The sequence below is a fragment of the Streptomyces desertarenae genome (assembly GCF_042681365.1).
In the GTDB taxonomy this organism is placed as follows: Bacteria; Actinomycetota; Actinomycetes; order Streptomycetales; family Streptomycetaceae; genus Streptomyces; species Streptomyces desertarenae.
The window spans coordinates 242,250-256,531 of record NZ_JBHUFU010000007.1; the positions used below are offsets into that span (position 1 = coordinate 242,250).

Consider the following 14,282-nt stretch of genomic DNA (forward strand, 5'->3'; position numbering starts at 1 on the left):
GGCGGCGGCCGGCCGTCCCGCCGCCGCTTCCGGGCGTCCCCGCGCCCGCGCCTACTGCTGCGGGCCCAGCGTCCCGGAGCCGCCGACCGGCAGGTCCCACAGGTCCTCGCGCGGCAGCCCGGCGGCGGCCCAGGCGGCCCGCACCCGGGTCAGCGGCTCCAGGGGCGGCTCGGCCGACAGCAGGAAGGTGGCCCAGTGCATGGGGGCCATGCGGCGGGCCCCGAGGTCGAGGAAGGCTGCGACGGCCTCCTCGGGGTCGGTGTGCACGGGGCGGAGCATCCGGCGCGGCGCGTAGGCGCCGATCGGCAGCAGGGCGAGGTCGATGCCGGGGTGGCGGCGTCCGATCTCGGCGAACCAGTGGCCGTAGCCGGTGTCGCCCGCGAAGTACACCCGCCGTCCGCAGCGGTCGGTGAGCACCCAGCCGCCCCACAGGGAGCGGCAGGTGTCGGTCAGGCCGCGCCGGGACCAGTGGTGGGCGGGGACGAAGTCGAACCGCACGGTGCCGCCGTCCGGCGAGGGCAGCTCGGCCGCCTCCCACCAGTCCAGTTCGGTGACGGAGGTGAAGCGGCGGCGCCGGCACCAGGGGCCGAGCCCGGCGGGGACGAACAGCGGGGTGTCGCGGGGCAGGCGCTTCAGGGTGGGGGCGTCGAGGTGGTCGTAGTGGTTGTGCGAGATCACGACCGCGTCGACGCGGGGCAGGTCCTCCCAGGGGACGCCGACCGGGGTCACGCGGGCCGGGGTGCCCAGGATCCGGCGGGACCAGACGGGGTCGGTCAGCACGGTCAGCCCTCCGGTGCGCACCACCCAGCTGGCGTGCCCGGCCCAGGTGACAGCGACGGTGCCGGGCGCGGCCTCGGGCAGCGGGCCGGGCTCGCAGGGCAGCAGGGGGACGTCGTCCAGCGACGCGGGGTCGGGGCGCGTGCTGCCCTCGCGGGCTATGCGCGCCAGGGAGCGGATGCCGGGCAGCGGTTCGGTGAGCCGGTCGGCGAAGGAGCGGGGCCAGGTGCGGCGCTCGCCGACCGGGCGGAGGACGGACCGGGGCGCGGCCGGCGCGGCGGCCCCGGCCGCCCCGGGAGGGCCGGGGCGGGTGCGCAGGCCCTGCGCGCCCGGAGCCCCGGGGGCGTCGAGGACGGCGGGGGAGGGCTCGTGCGTCTGTTCCGTCATACGGGGCTCCCATCGGTGTCCGGGGACTTCGCCGGGGCCGCGGCACCCGGGCCGCCGGCCGCCATCTCGTCGAGGGCCGTCGCCAGCGCGGCCAGCGCGGCGGCCGTCCCCGGGTGCCCGGGGACGCCGGGGGCGCGGTCGCCGGGGGACGGGGGGTCCGGCGGCCCGGACGGGCCGGCGCCGGGGCCGGGGGGCGCCGCGCCCGCGGGGGCGCCGCGGGCCAGCAGGCCGGTCGAGAGCCGCACCCGCAGGGCGCGCGGGTCGTCGCCGAAGCGGTGGCCGCCCGCCGCGTACGGGCCGAGCCTGCGCACCAGCTCGGCCTCCAGGCCGGGTGCGTCGGTGATGCCGCGGGCGGCCAGGGCCGGGCGCAGCGGCTCGAAGTCGGGGTACAGGTGCCGGCCGGCGCCCGGCCGGCGGCAGACCGCGCCGGCCGCGGTGAGGGCGCGGTGGAGGGCGGCGGCGAGCGCCCCGTGGAGGCGGTTGGCGGCGGCGCGGCGCCCGCGCAGCCCCTCCGGTTCGCCGCACGCCTCCGCCGCGGCGGCGGCGGCGGGTCCGCGGGGGCGGGCGTGGAGCGCGGCCAGGGCGGCGCGCGTCCCGGCGCCGAGGTGCCGCCCCCGGTCCCCGGCGGGGAGGCGGGCGGCGGCCGGAGCGGCGGCCAGGGCGGTGCCCGGGGCGGCGTCCAGGGCGGTGCCGGGGTCGACGAGCACCACGACGGAGTCGTTGCCGCCGCCGAGCGGGCGGGGGTGGGCGACGGCGAGGGGCCCGGGGCCGGGACGGGTGCCGCGGGCCGTGTACGGCACGGAGCAGTGCAGGATCTCGGCCGGTCCGGCCAGGACGGTGCCGCGGGGGTCGTGGGCGGTGTCGCGCCAGCTCTCGTCGCTGACGACCAGCAGCCCCTCCTGCTCGGCCGCCTCGCACACCTCGTGCAGCAGCTCGGGGGGCGCGGCCGTCCCCGTCAGGCCGTCCGCCACGGACAGCAGCAGCACCCGGGGGTCGCCGCCGGCCGCGCGGGCCCGGCCCACCGCCTCCAGCAGCGCGAAGGGGTCGGGCGCCCCGCCGCAGTCGGCCGGCACGGGCACCGGGTGCGACGGCAGGCCGAGCAGCCGGACCTGGTCGGCGTGCCAGGCGGGGCCGGGCCGGGGCAGCACCACCCCGCCGGGGCCGCGGGCGCCGTCCGCGCAGGCGGCCGCGAGCAGCGCCGCGAGCAGCAGGGGGGCGGTGGGGGCCGTGACGACCTGTTCGGGTCCGGTGGGCAGACCGCGCCGCCGCCAGTAGCCGCGGGCCGCCTCGGCCACGGCGTCCCGCTCCCCGGGGGCGGCCCCGGGGGGCACCGCGGACGCGGGGTCCTCCGGTCGGGTCTGCTGCATCCGTGCCTCCGCTGGTCCTCGGCCGGTCCGCCGGCCTGCCGGTCCGTGTCGGTGCCCGCCGTGCCCGCCGCCCGGCGGGCGGAGGGCACGGCCGGTCAGGGTCGCTGCCGGAACCGCTGGAGTTCCTGCTCTATGCCCCGGCCGCGGGTGCGCACCAGCGCCCGCGCCAGGTCCGACAGCTTGCGGTTGGTGTGCTGGGAGATCCTGCGGAGCAGGGCGAACGCCTCCTCGGCGTCGCAGCCCAGCACGTACATCACGATCCCGCACGCCTGGTCGACGACGGGTCTGCTGCGCAGCGCCCCCTCCAGCTGCTCCACCTCCGCCAGCGCCTCCCGGTAGCGCAGGTCGCGGGCCAGGCCGGTGGCCGCCAGGTCGCCCAGCAGGGCCGCCGGCGAGCGCGCGGCCTCCGCCAGGGGGCGCGGGCGGAAGCCGTAGGTGGTGACGGTGAGGGTCAGGCCGTCGCGGCGGTAGGGCAGGGTGACGCCCGAGCGCAGGCCCATCTCCAGGGCCCGGGCCCGGTAGCGCGGCCAGCGGTCCTCCAGCAGCAGGTCGCCGGAGCCGGCGGGGCGTCCGGTGCGCAGCGCCTGGGGAACCGGTCCGTCCCCCTCCTCCCACTGGAGGGACAGCAGCGCGGACAGGTCCGGATGGGTGACGGCGGTGGTGGCCTCGTCCTCCGCCTCCCCGGTGTGGACGGTGGCGGCGGCTCCGCAGCAGCCGGGGGTGCACCGGACGGCCTGCTCGGCCAGCCGGGCGAGGCTCCGGGCGGACGAGGCGGCGTCGAGCGCCGGCTCCGGCTGGGCCGGGGCGGGCTCGAACGGAAGCGCTTCGCATCGGTCCGGCATGGCGGCTGGTTCGGTCCTTTCCCCGTCTGCGGGCCGGGCACCGGGCTCCCGGTCCCGAGGGATCGGCTGCCCCGGGCGACGGCCGGGAAACGGCGCGGTGGTTCTGCGCGGGCGGAGCGGTCCGGGGCGTGCGGGCCGGTGCCCTCCGGCCTCCCCGCGCCCTGTTCCGCGCCCCGCCTCCCTCACATCTTCGCCTTCCCGGCGAAGGGTGACGAGTCATGCGCTTCCGTACGACCAACGAGACCTGCGGCGTCCGCCGGGTTACGTTGAGCGCATGGCGCAGGCTGAGGAGTTCGGGGCCGAGCTGGCGGACTTCCGCCGGCGGGTGGAGGAGCTGCGGTCGGCGCGCGCCCTGCCCGGGGCCGGCCGGCCCCCCGCCCTGGAGGCCGCCTTGGACGCCGCCCTCCTGGAGCTGGAGCACGCGGCGGGGGTGCTGTGGCCGCGCTACGAGGAGCTGGCGGGCGCCGAGCGCCACCGGGGCGCCCGGGAGGAGCACCACGAGCACCGGCTGCTGCGCGTCCTGTTCCAGCGGCTGCCGGTCGCGGTGGCCCTGCTGGACCGCGACGGCGTGGTGCGGCGGCTCAACCCGGCCGCCGCCCGGCTGTTCGGGGTGCGGGCCGGGTACGCCACGGGACGCGCCCTGACCGGTTCCCTGGCGCACGAGTCGCGGGCGGTCTTCCGCTCCCAGGTGGCCGCCGTGGCCCGGGGCGGCGGGGACCGCAGCCTGGTGGTCCGCCCGCTCCACCCGCCCGAGCCCGGGGGCGGCCCCGCGGAGGGGGCCGGGACGGGCGCCGGCGGCGGGCTGCGGGCGACCCTGACCGCGCTGCGCCCGCCGCACGAGCCGCGCTCGGTGGTGCTCGCGGTCTTCGGCCCGGACGCGGCCGGGGAGCCCCCGCGGGCGCTCCCGGGCGCCGGACCCGGCCCGGACGAGCCCGCCCGCAGCGCGGAGCTGATGGATCTGATGGACGGGATGACGGAGGCGCTGCTCCTGGCGGACTCCCCCAAGGACGTGCCGCAGCGGGCGGCCGAGGTCCTCTACGGGCGGTTCGCGGACTGGGTGGTCGTCGACGTCGCCGTGCCCGGCGGCGTGCTCCGGCGGGCGGCGGTGCTCGCCCCGGCCGGGCGGCTGCGGGACGCGGTCGCCGCGCAGGACCCCCTGTCGTGGTCGCCGGTGGCCGAGGCCGTACGGCGCGGTGAACCGTTCCTGCAGGTGCGCCCCGAGGACCCCGGGCTGCTGGGCCGGGACCCGGCCGGCGCTCCCGTCCTGGCCCGGGCCGAGATCGGCTCCCTGCTGTGCGTGCCGCTGGCGGACGGCGCCGGCGGGCCCGCGCTCGGCGCGCTGACGCTGCTGCGCGCCGGCGGGCGCCGGGCCTTCGAGCTGGCGGAGGCCGCCGCGGTGGACCGGATCGCCCGGCACATGGCCCTGGCCATGCGCGGCATGTGACCGCCGGGGGCGGCGCCGGGAGCGCTTCGGGCCGGGGCGGGCAGGCGGCGGAAGACGACGGCGCGGCCCCCGTACGGCCGTGCGCGGACGGCGCGGTACGGGGGCCGCGTGCGGACGGACGCGGGCGCCCTCCCGGTCAGGCGGCGTGCGAGCCGGCGTAGGCCTTCTCCTCCCGCTCCTGGCTCTCCCGCTCCTGGTCGGCCTCGACCTCGGCGTGGAGGCGGTTGCAGGTGCGGCTGATCAGCCGGGAGACGTGCATCTGGGAGATGCCGAGCTGCTCGGCGATGCGGCTCTGCGTCATGTCGCAGAAGAAGCGCAGGTACAGGATCTTGCGCTCGCGCTCGGGCAGCTTGCGCAGCCGGGGCTTGAGCGACTCGCGGTAGACGACCAGGTCGAAGCCGGGCTCGGAGCTGCCGAGGGTGTCCACCAGGGCGTAGCCGTCGTCGGCGCCGGGCAGTTCGGCGTCCAGCGACAGGGTGCTGTAGCTCTCCAGCGCCTCGGAGCCGATGCGGACCTCCTCCTCCGTCAGGCCGCTGTGCTCCGCTATCTCCTTGACCCCGGGGGTGCGGCCGTCGAGGGAGTGGCTGAGCTGGCGGGCGGAGGCGCGGACGCGGTTGCGCAGCTCCTGCACCCGGCGCGGCACGTGCAGACCCCACATGTGGTCGCGGAAGTGCCGCTTGATCTCGCCGACGATGGTCGGCACGGCGAAGCTCTCGAAGGCGCAGCCGCGCGAGGGGTCGTAGCGGGTGACCGCCTTCACCAGACCGAGGGCGGCCACCTGCTCCAGGTCCTCCAGGGACTCGCCGCGGTTGCGGAAGTGCCGGGCCAGCCGCTCGGCCATGGGCATCCACGCCTGCACGACCTTCTGCCGCAGCTCGTCGCGCTCCGGTCCGTCGGGGAGCTCGGCGATGCGCTGGAATTCGGCGGTGGTGTCAGGGGCGTCGTCGTGCGGGTGCCGCGCGTGCTGTGCTCGTGCTCGTACGGGGGTCATGTGCGGTCTCTCCCGGACTGTGGACTGTGGGCTGTGGGGGAACTACCGCGGGAGAGGGCGCAGGCCGGACCGGGCGTGAGCACCCGGGGCGGAGGGTCGCGCGAGTCCGCGCCGACCGGGCCGCTCCCGCGGATGTGCCTGCGGTCCGAAGCACGAGGGTTCGGATGCCCTGGGCCAATCCCTTCAAACGATGTTTTTCACACCGGGACCCGGTTACCCGGTGCCCGGATCACCCGGCGTGCGGAAGGGCACCCGACGATGACCGAGTACGGCTATTTCCTCGCCTGCGAGGACCACGGGCCGAAGGAGCTGGTCGAGCAGGCCAGGATGGCCGAGCAGGCGGGCTTCACCTCCCTGTGGATCTCCGACCACTACCACCCGTGGAACGGCGTCCAGGGCCACAGCCCGTTCGTGTGGTCCGTCATCGCGGCGGTCTCCCAGGCCACCTCACTGCCGGTGCAGACCGCGGTCACCTGCCCCACCGTGCGCCTCCACCCGGCGGTCGTCGCCCAGGCCGCGGCCACCAGCGCGGTGCTGCTGGAGGGCCGCTTCCGGCTGGGCGTGGGCACCGGGGAGGCTCTGAACGAGCACATCCTGGGCGGCCCCTGGCCGCAGGCGGCGGTGCGGATGGAGATGCTGGAGGAGGCCATCGGCATCATCCGGCGGCTGCTGACCGGCGAGGAGGTCAGCCACCACGGGAAGCACTACACCGTGGAGAACGCCCGGCTGTACGACGTCCCCGGGCGGCCGGTGCCGATCGACGTCTCCGGCTTCGGCCCGGCGGCGATCGAGCTGGCCGGGCGGATCGGCGACGGGTTCATCACCACGATGCCGGACGTGGAGGGGCTGGAGCGGTTCCGCCGCAGCGGCGGCGGGCGGGGCTCCGGGCAGGGACCGGCCTTCGCCGGGACGAAGGTCTGCTACGGCACCGACCGCGACGCGGCCGTGCGCACCGTCCACCACCGCTGGCCGAACATGTTTCTCCCCGGCGAGCTGGGGCAGATCCTGCCCACCCCGGCCCACTTCGAGCAGGCGTCGCAGCTGGTGACCGTGGAGCAGGTGGCCCGCTCCGGGCCGGTGTGCGGGGACGACCCCGAGGAGCACGTCCAGGCCCTGCGCGAGTTCGCCGACGCCGGCTTCGACGTGGTCCACGTCAACCAGATCGGACCGGATCTGCAGGGGTTCTTCGACTTCTACCGGACGAGCGTCCTGCCGCGCCTGCGCGAGTGAGGCGCGGGCGGCAGGGCGCGCGGCGCGGAGGACTCCGCGCCGCCCGCGGACGGGGGTGTGGAGAGGGTGCGGCTCTCCACACCCCCTCATCCGTGTCCCCCCGCACCGCGCGGCTCCCCCCCGCGCGGCCGCGCCGGAGGGGTCCGTCAGGCCAGCAGGGCGGCGAAGTCCCCGCTCCGGGCCAGGTGTTCCAGCTCGTCCAGCGCCCGCCGGGCGCGCCCGGCCGCCTCCGGCTCCCGCTCGGGCAGCCCGCTCTCGTCGAACTCGTCCTCGTCCAGGCGGAGCACGGTGGACCGGTCGGGCGACACCCACAGGTCCAGTTCCAGGTCCCAGGTGGTCAGGGTGCCCTCCCCGGCGACCGCCGGGCGGGTGATGTCGCAGTACCACCCCTTGAGGGCCCCGCCGGCGCCGCGCACCTCCTTCACCGAGAACCAGCGGTCGCGCCAGTAGTGCTCGGTGAAGACGTCACCGGACTCGAAGCGCACGAAGCCGAAGTCCCGTACCGGCGGCCCGGCCCAGGGAGCGCGGACCACGGCGTGGACGCCGTCGTCGCGCTCCACCACCGCCGGATAGGTCACCTGCCGGCCGCGGGACTTGACCAGGACGACCGTCACCTCGGTGCCGGGTTCCAGGAGGACCGCGGCGGGCGCGGGAGGGGGTTCGGGGGGCGTGTCGGTCATGTCCCCACTCTGCTGCGGCACGGCAAAGGGGCGCACCCGGTTTTCCGGGCGCACCCCTGGCGCGGCGCCGCTCGCGGGCCGCCGCGGCCGGTCAGCGCGGGGGTGCGTCCCCGTCCGCGCCGCCGTGTCCGCCGCTGCGGTCGCCGTCGCGGTCGCGGTCGCCGTCCTCGGTGCGCTCCCGCTTCCCCCCGTAGGGGCCGGTCGGCGGCACCTTCGGCGGGGTCGCGGGCTGCTCGGGTCCCCGCCCCGGGACGAGGCTCCCGGCGCCGCTTCCGGTGCTCCGCTCGTTCGTCTCGCCGTTCGTCTCGCTCATGGGGCCCGCCTACCCGGGGACGCCCGGTGCCAACCGGGCCGGCGGGGAGGCGCGGACGGAAGGGAGGCTCCGGGCACGGTCCCTGACCACCGTGCCCGGAGCCTTCCGCTCCCCCACAGGCCGCTCGCTCGGCCGCGGTCCGGGTGCCCTGACCCCCCGGGGGCAAACACCCCGGCCCCGTCCCGATCCACCGGACGGCCGCGGCCGGACCGCCGCCGGGCGGGCCGTGCCCTCACCGCGTCACTGCGTGCGCGCCCGGGCGCCGTCGCGGGTGCGGCCCGGCGAGACCGCGCGGTCGGGGTGGCGCCGCAGGTACTCGCCCTCCAGCTCCGCGGTGCGCCGGGTGTGGGCGGCCAGCGCGTCGGACGAGCCGTGCAGCAGCGTGTCGTGCCGGGTGCGGTGGAGGGACTCCAGCTCCTCGATCAGCTCGTTCTCCGTCAGCTTCTCCGGGTCGATCCCCATGCCCATTCCGGTGGCCTCCTCGGTCATCGGTCGTCGTCCTTCCGGTGTCACCCCGATCCGGTTCCCCGGGATCCGGCTCCGGTCACTCCGTGTTCTTCGTACCGGTCCGGGTACCCGCGTGCGGACCACGCCATCTAGGAGGGAGCCATGGAACTCGGATTCCTCAGTCCGATCATCGACCGGCCCGGCCCGTGGGCGTCGGTCTACTTCGACACCACCTGGATCACCGAGGACGCGGCGGCCCGCCGCGAGCTGAGCGCCCGCCGGGTCCGCGACCAGTTGAAGGAGCAGGGCGCAGACGAGGCTACCTGCGGCGCGGTCTACGACGCGCTGACGGCCCTGCCCCGCGAGTCGCGCACGCCGGGCCGTGCGCTGTTCGCCGCCGGGGGCGAGGTGGTGCTCGACGAGCCGCTGGCCTCGCCGCCGCCCGGCGGGCAGCAGGCCGTCTGGCAGCCGCTGCCGCACATCACTCCCCTGCTGGACCTGATGGACGCGGCGCCCTCCTGCCTGGTGGCCCGCATCGACCGCACCGGCGCGGACCTGGAGCTGCGCGGTCCGGAGGGGAGGCGCGACCTGGGCCAGGTGCAGGGCGAGGACCACCCGCTGCACGTGACCCCCTCCGCCTCCTGGCACGAGCGGCACTTCCAGAACTCGGTGGAGAACACCTGGGAGCGCAACGCCTCGGTCATCGCCGAGGCGTTGCGCGAACGCCGCGCCGAGACCGGAGCCGAACTGGTGGTGCTGGCCGGCGACGGGCGCGAGTGCCGCTCCGTCCGGGAGCGGCTGACCCCCGAGCTGAGGGAGGCGTGCGTCCTCGCCGAGCACGGGGTGCGGGGCGCGGGCCGCAACCAGGCCGAGAGCGAGCGGCGGCTCGACCGGGAGGTGGAGGCGGCCCGCACCGAGTACGTGCGCCGTCACGCCGCCGAGGTCATGGAGCGCTTCCAGGCGTGGCGGGTGCCGACCGACGACGGGCGGGTGGGCGCCGCCGAGGGCGTCCCCGCCCTCGTCGACGCGCTCCGCGAGCACCGCGTCGCCGCGCTGCTGGTCCGTCCCGACGGGCCCGACCTGCACCGCGAGGTGTGGGTGGGCGGCGGCCCGGACCAGGTGGCGGTGCGCCGCAACGACGTCCAGTACCTGGGCGACACCCACCCCGTCAGCGCCCGGGCCGACGACGCGCTGCTGCGGGCGGCGGTGGCGAGCGGGGCCGAGGTGGTCTCCGTGCAGCCGGTCGCGGACGAGGCCGGGACCCCCGACGGGCTGCCGGTGGGCGGGCTCGGCGCGCTGCTGCGCTGGCCGTACGGCGGTCCCCCCGCGGAGGGCTCGGCCGGGGGGCAGGCGCCGACGGCGTGAGTCCCGTGCGGCCGGCGGGACGCGGGACAGGGGATGCGGCCGCGGGGCGCGGCCTGCTCCCCGCCCGGCGCGCCTGACACCGGTCACGCCCCCAACTAGGCTCGCCGGCATGGAGATTCTGGGGACTTCGCTGCGCGTGTGTGTCGACGACCTGGACGCGGCGGTGGACGTGTACGAGCGCCTCACCGGCGCACGGGCCGTGCGGTTCGCCCAGGGGCCGGTCTCGGCGGCGGCGGTCGGCCCCTTCCTGCTGATGAGCGGCCCGCCGGGCCCGATGGAGATCCTGAGCAAGGTCACCGCCACCCTGGCGGTACGGGACGTGCACGAGGCCGCGGCCGCCCTGCGGGAGGTGGGCGCCGAGATCATCGCCGGGCCCCAGGCCACCCCGATCGGAGGCAGCCTGATGGCCCGCCACCCCGACGGCTCGGTCTTCGAGTACGTCGACCGCGGGGAGGCGGGCCGGCGGTAGCGGGCCGGCGGTGGCGGGCCGGCGGTGGCGGGCCGGCGGTGGCGGGCCGGGGCCGGGCGCCCGGCAGGCGCCCGGCCGTCCGTCAGGAGACCTCGATCACGACCTTGCCGCGGGTGCGCCCGGACTGGCTGTGCCGCCACGCCTCGGCGGTCTCGGCCAGCGGCACCACCCGGTCCACCTCGACCGTCAGCTTCCCCGCGTCCGCGAGGTCGGCGAGGGCGGCCAGGTCCTCGGGGTCGGGCCGCACGAACAGGTAGTGCCCGCCCTTGGCCGCCACGTCGTGGTCGACGATCGACAGCACCCGCGAGCGGTCGCGCAGCACCTGCTGCGAGACGTCCACCGCGTCGCCGCCGACGAAGTCGAACGCCGCGTCCACGCCGTCGGGGGCCAGCTCGCGGACCCGGTCGGCCAGCCCCTCCCCGTACACCACCGGCTCGGCGCCCAGCGTCCGCAGGAAGTCGTGGTTGCGCTCGCTGGCGGTGCCGATGACGCGGGCGCCGCGGGCGGCGGCGATCTGCACGGCCAGCGAGCCCACGCCGCCGGCCGCGGCGTGGACCAGCACCGTCTGGCCCTCGCCCACGCCCAGCCGCTCCAGCGACTGGTAGGCGGTGAGGCCCACCAGCGGCAGTCCGGCCGCCTGGTGCCAGTCCAGCGCGGCGGGCTTGCGGGCCAGGGTGCGCACCGGGGCGGCGACGAGCTCGGCGTAGGTGCCGTTCTGCGCCCAGTCCTTGCGGACGTACCCGATCACCTCGTCCCCGGGGGAGAACTCCCCCGCGTCCGGGCCGGTCCTCTCCACCACGCCCGCCACGTCCCAGCCCGGGACCAGCGGGAAGTGCGCGTCGAGGACCGGGTCGAGGTAGCCCGCCCCGACCTTCCAGTCCACCGGGTTCACCCCGGCGGCCTTCACCCGCACCAGGACCGAGTCCGGGCCGAGCCTGGGCTCGGGCAGGTCCATCAGCTCCAGGTCGCCGGGGCCGCCGTACTTGTTCAGAGCGATTGCCTTCATGCCCGGCACAACTTCCCCGCCCGGCTCGTTCATTCCTGCCGCCGCCGGGCGGGGTCCGGGCGGGGCACCGGAGGGGGCGGGCCCGGGACGGCCGCCCGGCCGGCCGGGCGGGGGACGCGGACGGCGACGGCCGCCGCGTGGCCCTCCGGGACCTCCACGTCGCCGATCGACCAGCCGGGCACCTCCGCGGGCACCGCCAGGCTGCCGACGTAGGTCACCGACGGGTCCTCCCCCAGACCGGTGCCGGTGCCCTTGAGGTACGCCTCCTTCCGCGTCCAGCAGCGGGCGAACGCGGCCGGCCGGTCGGCCGCCGGCAGGCTGCCGAGCTCGGCGCGCTCGCGCGGGTGGAGGGCGGCGGCCGCCTCGGCGACGACGGTGGCCGTGGGGTACTCCTCGACGTCGACGCCGACGGGGGCGTCGTCGAAGGCCAGCACCACCAGGTCGCCGGCGTGCGACAGCGAGAAGTGCACCGGGGTGCCGGGGACCGCGGGGCGGCCGTGCGGCCCGCCGCACAGCGGGCACGCCTCGCGGGTCAGGGGCACGGCGGCCGGGTCGGTGTCCAGCAGGACGGCGAGTTCGCGGCGCAGGGCCGTGTGGGCGACCCGGTAGCGGTCGCGGTCCTCCTCGCGGACGAAGGAGGCGCACCGGGCCCGCTCCTCCTCCGACAGCACCGCGCCGTCGCGTACGTCGGCCGCGTGCTCGGACACCCGCAGTACGTGCAGCTTCAACGGTCTCCTCCAGGGCGCGGCGGGACGGCTCGGACGGTTCAGGGGCGCCGGAGGCAGGTGTAGGTGCCGAAGAGGCGTCCCTTGTACTCCGTCTCCACTATCTCGAACCCGGCCGCGTCCAGCATCGGCTCCAGCAGCCATCGGAAGGTGCTGTACTCGGTGCGCAGGTGCTCGGCGTAGTCCTGCCGGGTGTATCCCCGCGCGGGGTCGCCGGCCGCGCCCGCCATCCACTCCTCCAGGACGGCCCCGGCCTCGGCCGGCCGGAAGTCGAAGACGAGGTCGCGCAGGCGCAGCACCCCGCCGGGCCGCAGCAGGCGGGCGATCCGGTCCAGGGCCACCGCCTTCCAGAAGTCGGGCAGTTGGTGGAGGGCGTGGCGGGTGTGCACGGCGTCGGCGGGCGGACCGCAGTGCTCGTAGCCGAGGAAGCCGGCCCGTACGCACTCCAGGTTCACCGCCCCCTCCTCGGCGGCCCGGGCCCGCAGGTGCTCCAGCATCGCGGGCGAGACGTCCACGGCCACCACCCGGGCGAACTCCCGCGCCGCCGCCAGGGCGAACCGTCCTGTTCCGGCGCCCAGGTCGACCACGGCGGCGTCCTCCCCCACGCCGCGGCGGCGCAGCGCGGCGACGTCCGGTGCGGGGTCGGGATACCCCTGCTTGCGGTCGAACCCCGCCACGAAGGCGGGATCCAGGTGCTCGGGGCCGGCGTGCGCCGACTCGTCGATCGTCCAGGACCCGGGGATGGTGGACGGGGTGCCCGGTGCGTCGGTCATGCGGCCGATCGTGGCACGGCCGCCGCCGGGCCGCCCACCGTTTTTCCGGACCGGCCGGGCGCGTGGCGGGCCGTGGTCCCGGCGGAGGGCGCGATGCCGGCCTCGGCACGCCGTCCGTCCATGCGGCCGGGTCGGCGCACGGCCGGCCGCGCCCGTCCACGACCTCCGCCGGCCGGGCGCCGTGTTCGGCCGTCGGCCGCCGCCAGGCGGGTTGCCCGACGGCGTCCTCGCCGGGGCCGGGTGCGTCGAGCGGCCGTGCTTCCCGGCCATCGCGCGCGGTTCCGCCCCATCCCGGCCCGGGCGAGCCGCAGCGCCACGGCCTCGCCGATGCCGCGGCTGCCGCCGGTCACCAGGGCCGCCTTGCCGTACAGGTCGTTCATGTCGTTCATGTCGGCTGTGTCGGTGATTGTCCTGGGCATGAGTCGATCCTCGTGCGGTGCGGCCTCGGAGTCCGGCGGCATTCGGACATCGCATCGGGTGTCCCGCGCCCGTGGCCCCTAGGCTCGGGGCCATGGCCCCCGCAGAGCCCGTGCCGCCCGGTCTCCCCGTCGTCCGCACCGTCTCCCGCCTCCCCGGCGGCGGGGCGTGGCTGGACCGGCTCCCCGGCCTCGTCGGCGAGTTGGGCGAGCGCTGGGGGCTGGTGCTCGGGGAGCCGTACGCCGGGGGCAGTTGCTCGTGGGTGGCGCCGGCGCGGCGGGCGGACGGCTCCCGGGCCGTGCTCAAGGTGGGCTGGCCGCACCCGGAGGCGGCCGGGGAGGGCGAGGCGCTGCGGCTGTGGGACGGCCGGGGCGCGGTGCGGGTGTACGAACACGACACCGAGCGGTACGCCCTGCTGCTGGAGCGCTGCGCGCCCGGCACCGGACTCGGGGACGCGGACGGACTGCCCGCCGAGGAGCGGCTGGTGATCGGGGCCGGGCTGCTGCGCGGGCTGTGGAGCGCGCCCGTGCCGCCGGACACGGGCCTGGAGCGGATGGCGGACGTGACCGCCGGGTGGGCGGGGACCGCCGAGGAGCGCATGGACCGCCTGCGGCCCCCCGGCTTCGACCCCGTCCTGGTGGCGCTGGGGGTGCGGCTGCTGCGCGAGCTGCCCGCGACGGCCGGCCGCGAGGTCGTGGTGCACGGCGACGCCAACCCCGGCAACGTGCTGGCCGCCGAGCGCGAGCCGTGGCTGGCGATCGACGCCAAGCCGATGGTGGGCGATCCGCTGTACGACCCGTGGCCGCTGATCGAGCAGATCGACGCCCCCTTCGGGCACCCGGTGCCGCGGCCGGTGGCCGCCGCGCGGACCGCGCTCGTCGCCGACGCGCTCGGCGAGGACGCGGCGCGGCTCCGGGCGTGGGCGGTGGCGCGGCGCGTGGAGTCGGCGCTGTGGACCGTGGCCGAGCAGGGCGACCTGGAGGGCGGCGCCGCGGTGATGGATCAGGTGCGGACGCTGGCGGACCTGGCGGGCCTGTAGCCCCCCGGCC

15 protein-coding genes are annotated in these 14,282 nt (G+C 77.6%); 5 read left to right on the top strand and 10 right to left on the bottom strand.

The genetic code is table 11. The features are described from left to right. Positions 1-51 precede the first annotated feature (51 nt). The 3 genes from ACFSJS_RS14160 to ACFSJS_RS14170 all read right to left on the bottom strand — a co-directional run bounded on the left by ACFSJS_RS14160 (position 52) and on the right by ACFSJS_RS14170 (position 3,373). Positions 52-1,164, bottom strand: a complete 1,113-nt coding sequence (locus ACFSJS_RS14160; RefSeq protein WP_380900095.1) for an MBL fold metallo-hydrolase — start codon at positions 1,162-1,164, stop codon at positions 52-54. Next, positions 1,161-2,531, bottom strand: a complete 1,371-nt coding sequence (locus tag ACFSJS_RS14165) for an aminotransferase class I/II-fold pyridoxal phosphate-dependent enzyme (RefSeq protein WP_380900097.1) — start codon at positions 2,529-2,531, stop codon at positions 1,161-1,163. The genes ACFSJS_RS14160 and ACFSJS_RS14165 overlap by 4 nt, the downstream gene beginning before the upstream one ends. Before the next feature lie 95 nt (positions 2,532-2,626). After that, positions 2,627-3,373, bottom strand: coding sequence for an ANTAR domain-containing protein (locus ACFSJS_RS14170; protein WP_380900099.1), 747 nt, complete (start codon positions 3,371-3,373; stop codon positions 2,627-2,629). 274 nt (positions 3,374-3,647) lie between these two features. Here ACFSJS_RS14170 and ACFSJS_RS14175 point away from each other — a divergent pair, with 274 nt between their 5' ends. Further along, complete coding sequence (locus ACFSJS_RS14175; RefSeq protein ID WP_380900101.1) at positions 3,648-4,817, top strand: PAS domain-containing protein; 1,170 nt, start codon at positions 3,648-3,650, stop codon at positions 4,815-4,817. A gap of 136 nt (positions 4,818-4,953) precedes the next feature. Here the strand turns inward: ACFSJS_RS14175 and ACFSJS_RS14180 are convergent, their stop codons facing one another. Continuing rightward, positions 4,954-5,808 carry a SigB/SigF/SigG family RNA polymerase sigma factor gene (locus tag ACFSJS_RS14180; RefSeq protein ID WP_380900104.1) on the bottom strand — a complete coding sequence of 285 codons (855 nt, stop codon included), beginning with the start codon at positions 5,806-5,808 and terminating at the stop codon, positions 4,954-4,956. A 258-nt stretch (positions 5,809-6,066) separates the two neighbouring features. Here ACFSJS_RS14180 and ACFSJS_RS14185 point away from each other — a divergent pair, with 258 nt between their 5' ends. After that, complete coding sequence (locus tag ACFSJS_RS14185) at positions 6,067-7,038, top strand: TIGR03557 family F420-dependent LLM class oxidoreductase (RefSeq protein WP_380900106.1); 972 nt, start codon at positions 6,067-6,069, stop codon at positions 7,036-7,038. 146 nt (positions 7,039-7,184) lie between these two features. Here the strand turns inward: ACFSJS_RS14185 and ACFSJS_RS14190 are convergent, their stop codons facing one another. The 3 genes from ACFSJS_RS14190 to ACFSJS_RS14200 form a co-directional block, all read right to left on the bottom strand. Continuing rightward, a complete protein-coding gene (locus ACFSJS_RS14190) occupies positions 7,185-7,718 on the bottom strand; it encodes a ribonuclease FAU-1 family protein (RefSeq protein ID WP_380900108.1) in 534 nt (177 codons plus the stop codon). Positions 7,719-7,809: 91 nt separating this feature from the next. Next, positions 7,810-8,031 (bottom strand): hypothetical protein, encoded by a 222-nt coding sequence (locus ACFSJS_RS14195; RefSeq protein WP_380900110.1) that lies wholly within the window; start codon positions 8,029-8,031, stop codon positions 7,810-7,812. A gap of 240 nt (positions 8,032-8,271) precedes the next feature. After that, positions 8,272-8,520, bottom strand: a complete 249-nt coding sequence (locus ACFSJS_RS14200; protein WP_380900112.1) for a DUF6158 family protein — start codon at positions 8,518-8,520, stop codon at positions 8,272-8,274. A 120-nt stretch (positions 8,521-8,640) separates the two neighbouring features. On the opposite strand from ACFSJS_RS14200, the gene ACFSJS_RS14205 reads away from it, so the two are divergent. Together ACFSJS_RS14205 and ACFSJS_RS14210 are read left to right on the top strand one after the other, a co-directional pair. After that, on the top strand, positions 8,641-9,843 hold the full coding sequence (locus ACFSJS_RS14205; protein ID WP_380900114.1) for a baeRF2 domain-containing protein: 1,203 nt from the start codon (positions 8,641-8,643) through the stop codon (positions 9,841-9,843). Positions 9,844-9,952: 109 nt separating this feature from the next. Continuing rightward, the gene (locus ACFSJS_RS14210; RefSeq protein WP_380900116.1) at positions 9,953-10,312 is read left to right on the top strand and encodes a VOC family protein; all 360 of its coding nucleotides are present in this window, start codon (positions 9,953-9,955) and stop codon (positions 10,310-10,312) included. Positions 10,313-10,394: 82 nt separating this feature from the next. Here ACFSJS_RS14210 and ACFSJS_RS14215 read toward each other — a convergent pair whose 3' ends face one another. Genes ACFSJS_RS14215 through ACFSJS_RS14225 form a run of 3 tightly spaced genes read right to left on the bottom strand, consistent with a single transcriptional unit; the run spans position 10,395 to position 12,816 of the window. Beyond that, positions 10,395-11,318: an NADP-dependent oxidoreductase gene (locus ACFSJS_RS14215; protein ID WP_380900118.1), complete on the bottom strand. Its 924-nt coding sequence runs from the start codon at positions 11,316-11,318 to the stop codon at positions 10,395-10,397. A 29-nt stretch (positions 11,319-11,347) separates the two neighbouring features. Then, complete coding sequence (locus ACFSJS_RS14220) at positions 11,348-12,040, bottom strand: 4'-phosphopantetheinyl transferase family protein (RefSeq protein ID WP_380900291.1); 693 nt, start codon at positions 12,038-12,040, stop codon at positions 11,348-11,350. Between the two features lie 44 nt (positions 12,041-12,084). Further along, positions 12,085-12,816: a class I SAM-dependent methyltransferase gene (locus ACFSJS_RS14225; RefSeq protein ID WP_380900120.1), complete on the bottom strand. Its 732-nt coding sequence runs from the start codon at positions 12,814-12,816 to the stop codon at positions 12,085-12,087. A 511-nt stretch (positions 12,817-13,327) separates the two neighbouring features. Between ACFSJS_RS14225 and ACFSJS_RS14230 the strand changes: the two genes are divergently transcribed. Next, positions 13,328-14,272, top strand: coding sequence for an aminoglycoside phosphotransferase family protein (locus tag ACFSJS_RS14230; protein WP_380900122.1), 945 nt, complete (start codon positions 13,328-13,330; stop codon positions 14,270-14,272). The last annotated feature ends 10 nt before the right edge of the window (positions 14,273-14,282 follow it).

What these genes read in the sequence shown, in the direction of transcription:
- ACFSJS_RS14160 (WP_380900095.1), bottom strand. Translation starts at nt 1,164, where the DNA reads ATGACGGAACAGACGCACGAGCCCTCCCCCGCCGTCCTCGACGCCCCC.
- ACFSJS_RS14195 (WP_380900110.1), bottom strand. Translation starts at nt 8,031, where the DNA reads ATGAGCGAGACGAACGGCGAGACGAACGAGCGGAGCACCGGAAGCGGC.
- ACFSJS_RS14215 (WP_380900118.1), bottom strand. Translation starts at nt 11,318, where the DNA reads ATGAAGGCAATCGCTCTGAACAAGTACGGCGGCCCCGGCGACCTGGAG.
- ACFSJS_RS14175 (WP_380900101.1), top strand. Translation starts at nt 3,648, where the DNA reads ATGGCGCAGGCTGAGGAGTTCGGGGCCGAGCTGGCGGACTTCCGCCGG.
- ACFSJS_RS14205 (WP_380900114.1), top strand. Translation starts at nt 8,641, where the DNA reads ATGGAACTCGGATTCCTCAGTCCGATCATCGACCGGCCCGGCCCGTGG.
- ACFSJS_RS14200 (WP_380900112.1), bottom strand. Translation starts at nt 8,520, where the DNA reads ATGACCGAGGAGGCCACCGGAATGGGCATGGGGATCGACCCGGAGAAG.
- ACFSJS_RS14170 (WP_380900099.1), bottom strand. Translation starts at nt 3,373, where the DNA reads ATGCCGGACCGATGCGAAGCGCTTCCGTTCGAGCCCGCCCCGGCCCAG.
- ACFSJS_RS14210 (WP_380900116.1), top strand. Translation starts at nt 9,953, where the DNA reads ATGGAGATTCTGGGGACTTCGCTGCGCGTGTGTGTCGACGACCTGGAC.
- ACFSJS_RS14225 (WP_380900120.1), bottom strand. Translation starts at nt 12,816, where the DNA reads ATGACCGACGCACCGGGCACCCCGTCCACCATCCCCGGGTCCTGGACG.
- ACFSJS_RS14180 (WP_380900104.1), bottom strand. Translation starts at nt 5,808, where the DNA reads ATGACCCCCGTACGAGCACGAGCACAGCACGCGCGGCACCCGCACGAC.
- ACFSJS_RS14165 (WP_380900097.1), bottom strand. Translation starts at nt 2,531, where the DNA reads ATGCAGCAGACCCGACCGGAGGACCCCGCGTCCGCGGTGCCCCCCGGG.
- ACFSJS_RS14190 (WP_380900108.1), bottom strand. Translation starts at nt 7,718, where the DNA reads ATGACCGACACGCCCCCCGAACCCCCTCCCGCGCCCGCCGCGGTCCTC.
- ACFSJS_RS14185 (WP_380900106.1), top strand. Translation starts at nt 6,067, where the DNA reads ATGACCGAGTACGGCTATTTCCTCGCCTGCGAGGACCACGGGCCGAAG.
- ACFSJS_RS14230 (WP_380900122.1), top strand. Translation starts at nt 13,328, where the DNA reads ATGGCCCCCGCAGAGCCCGTGCCGCCCGGTCTCCCCGTCGTCCGCACC.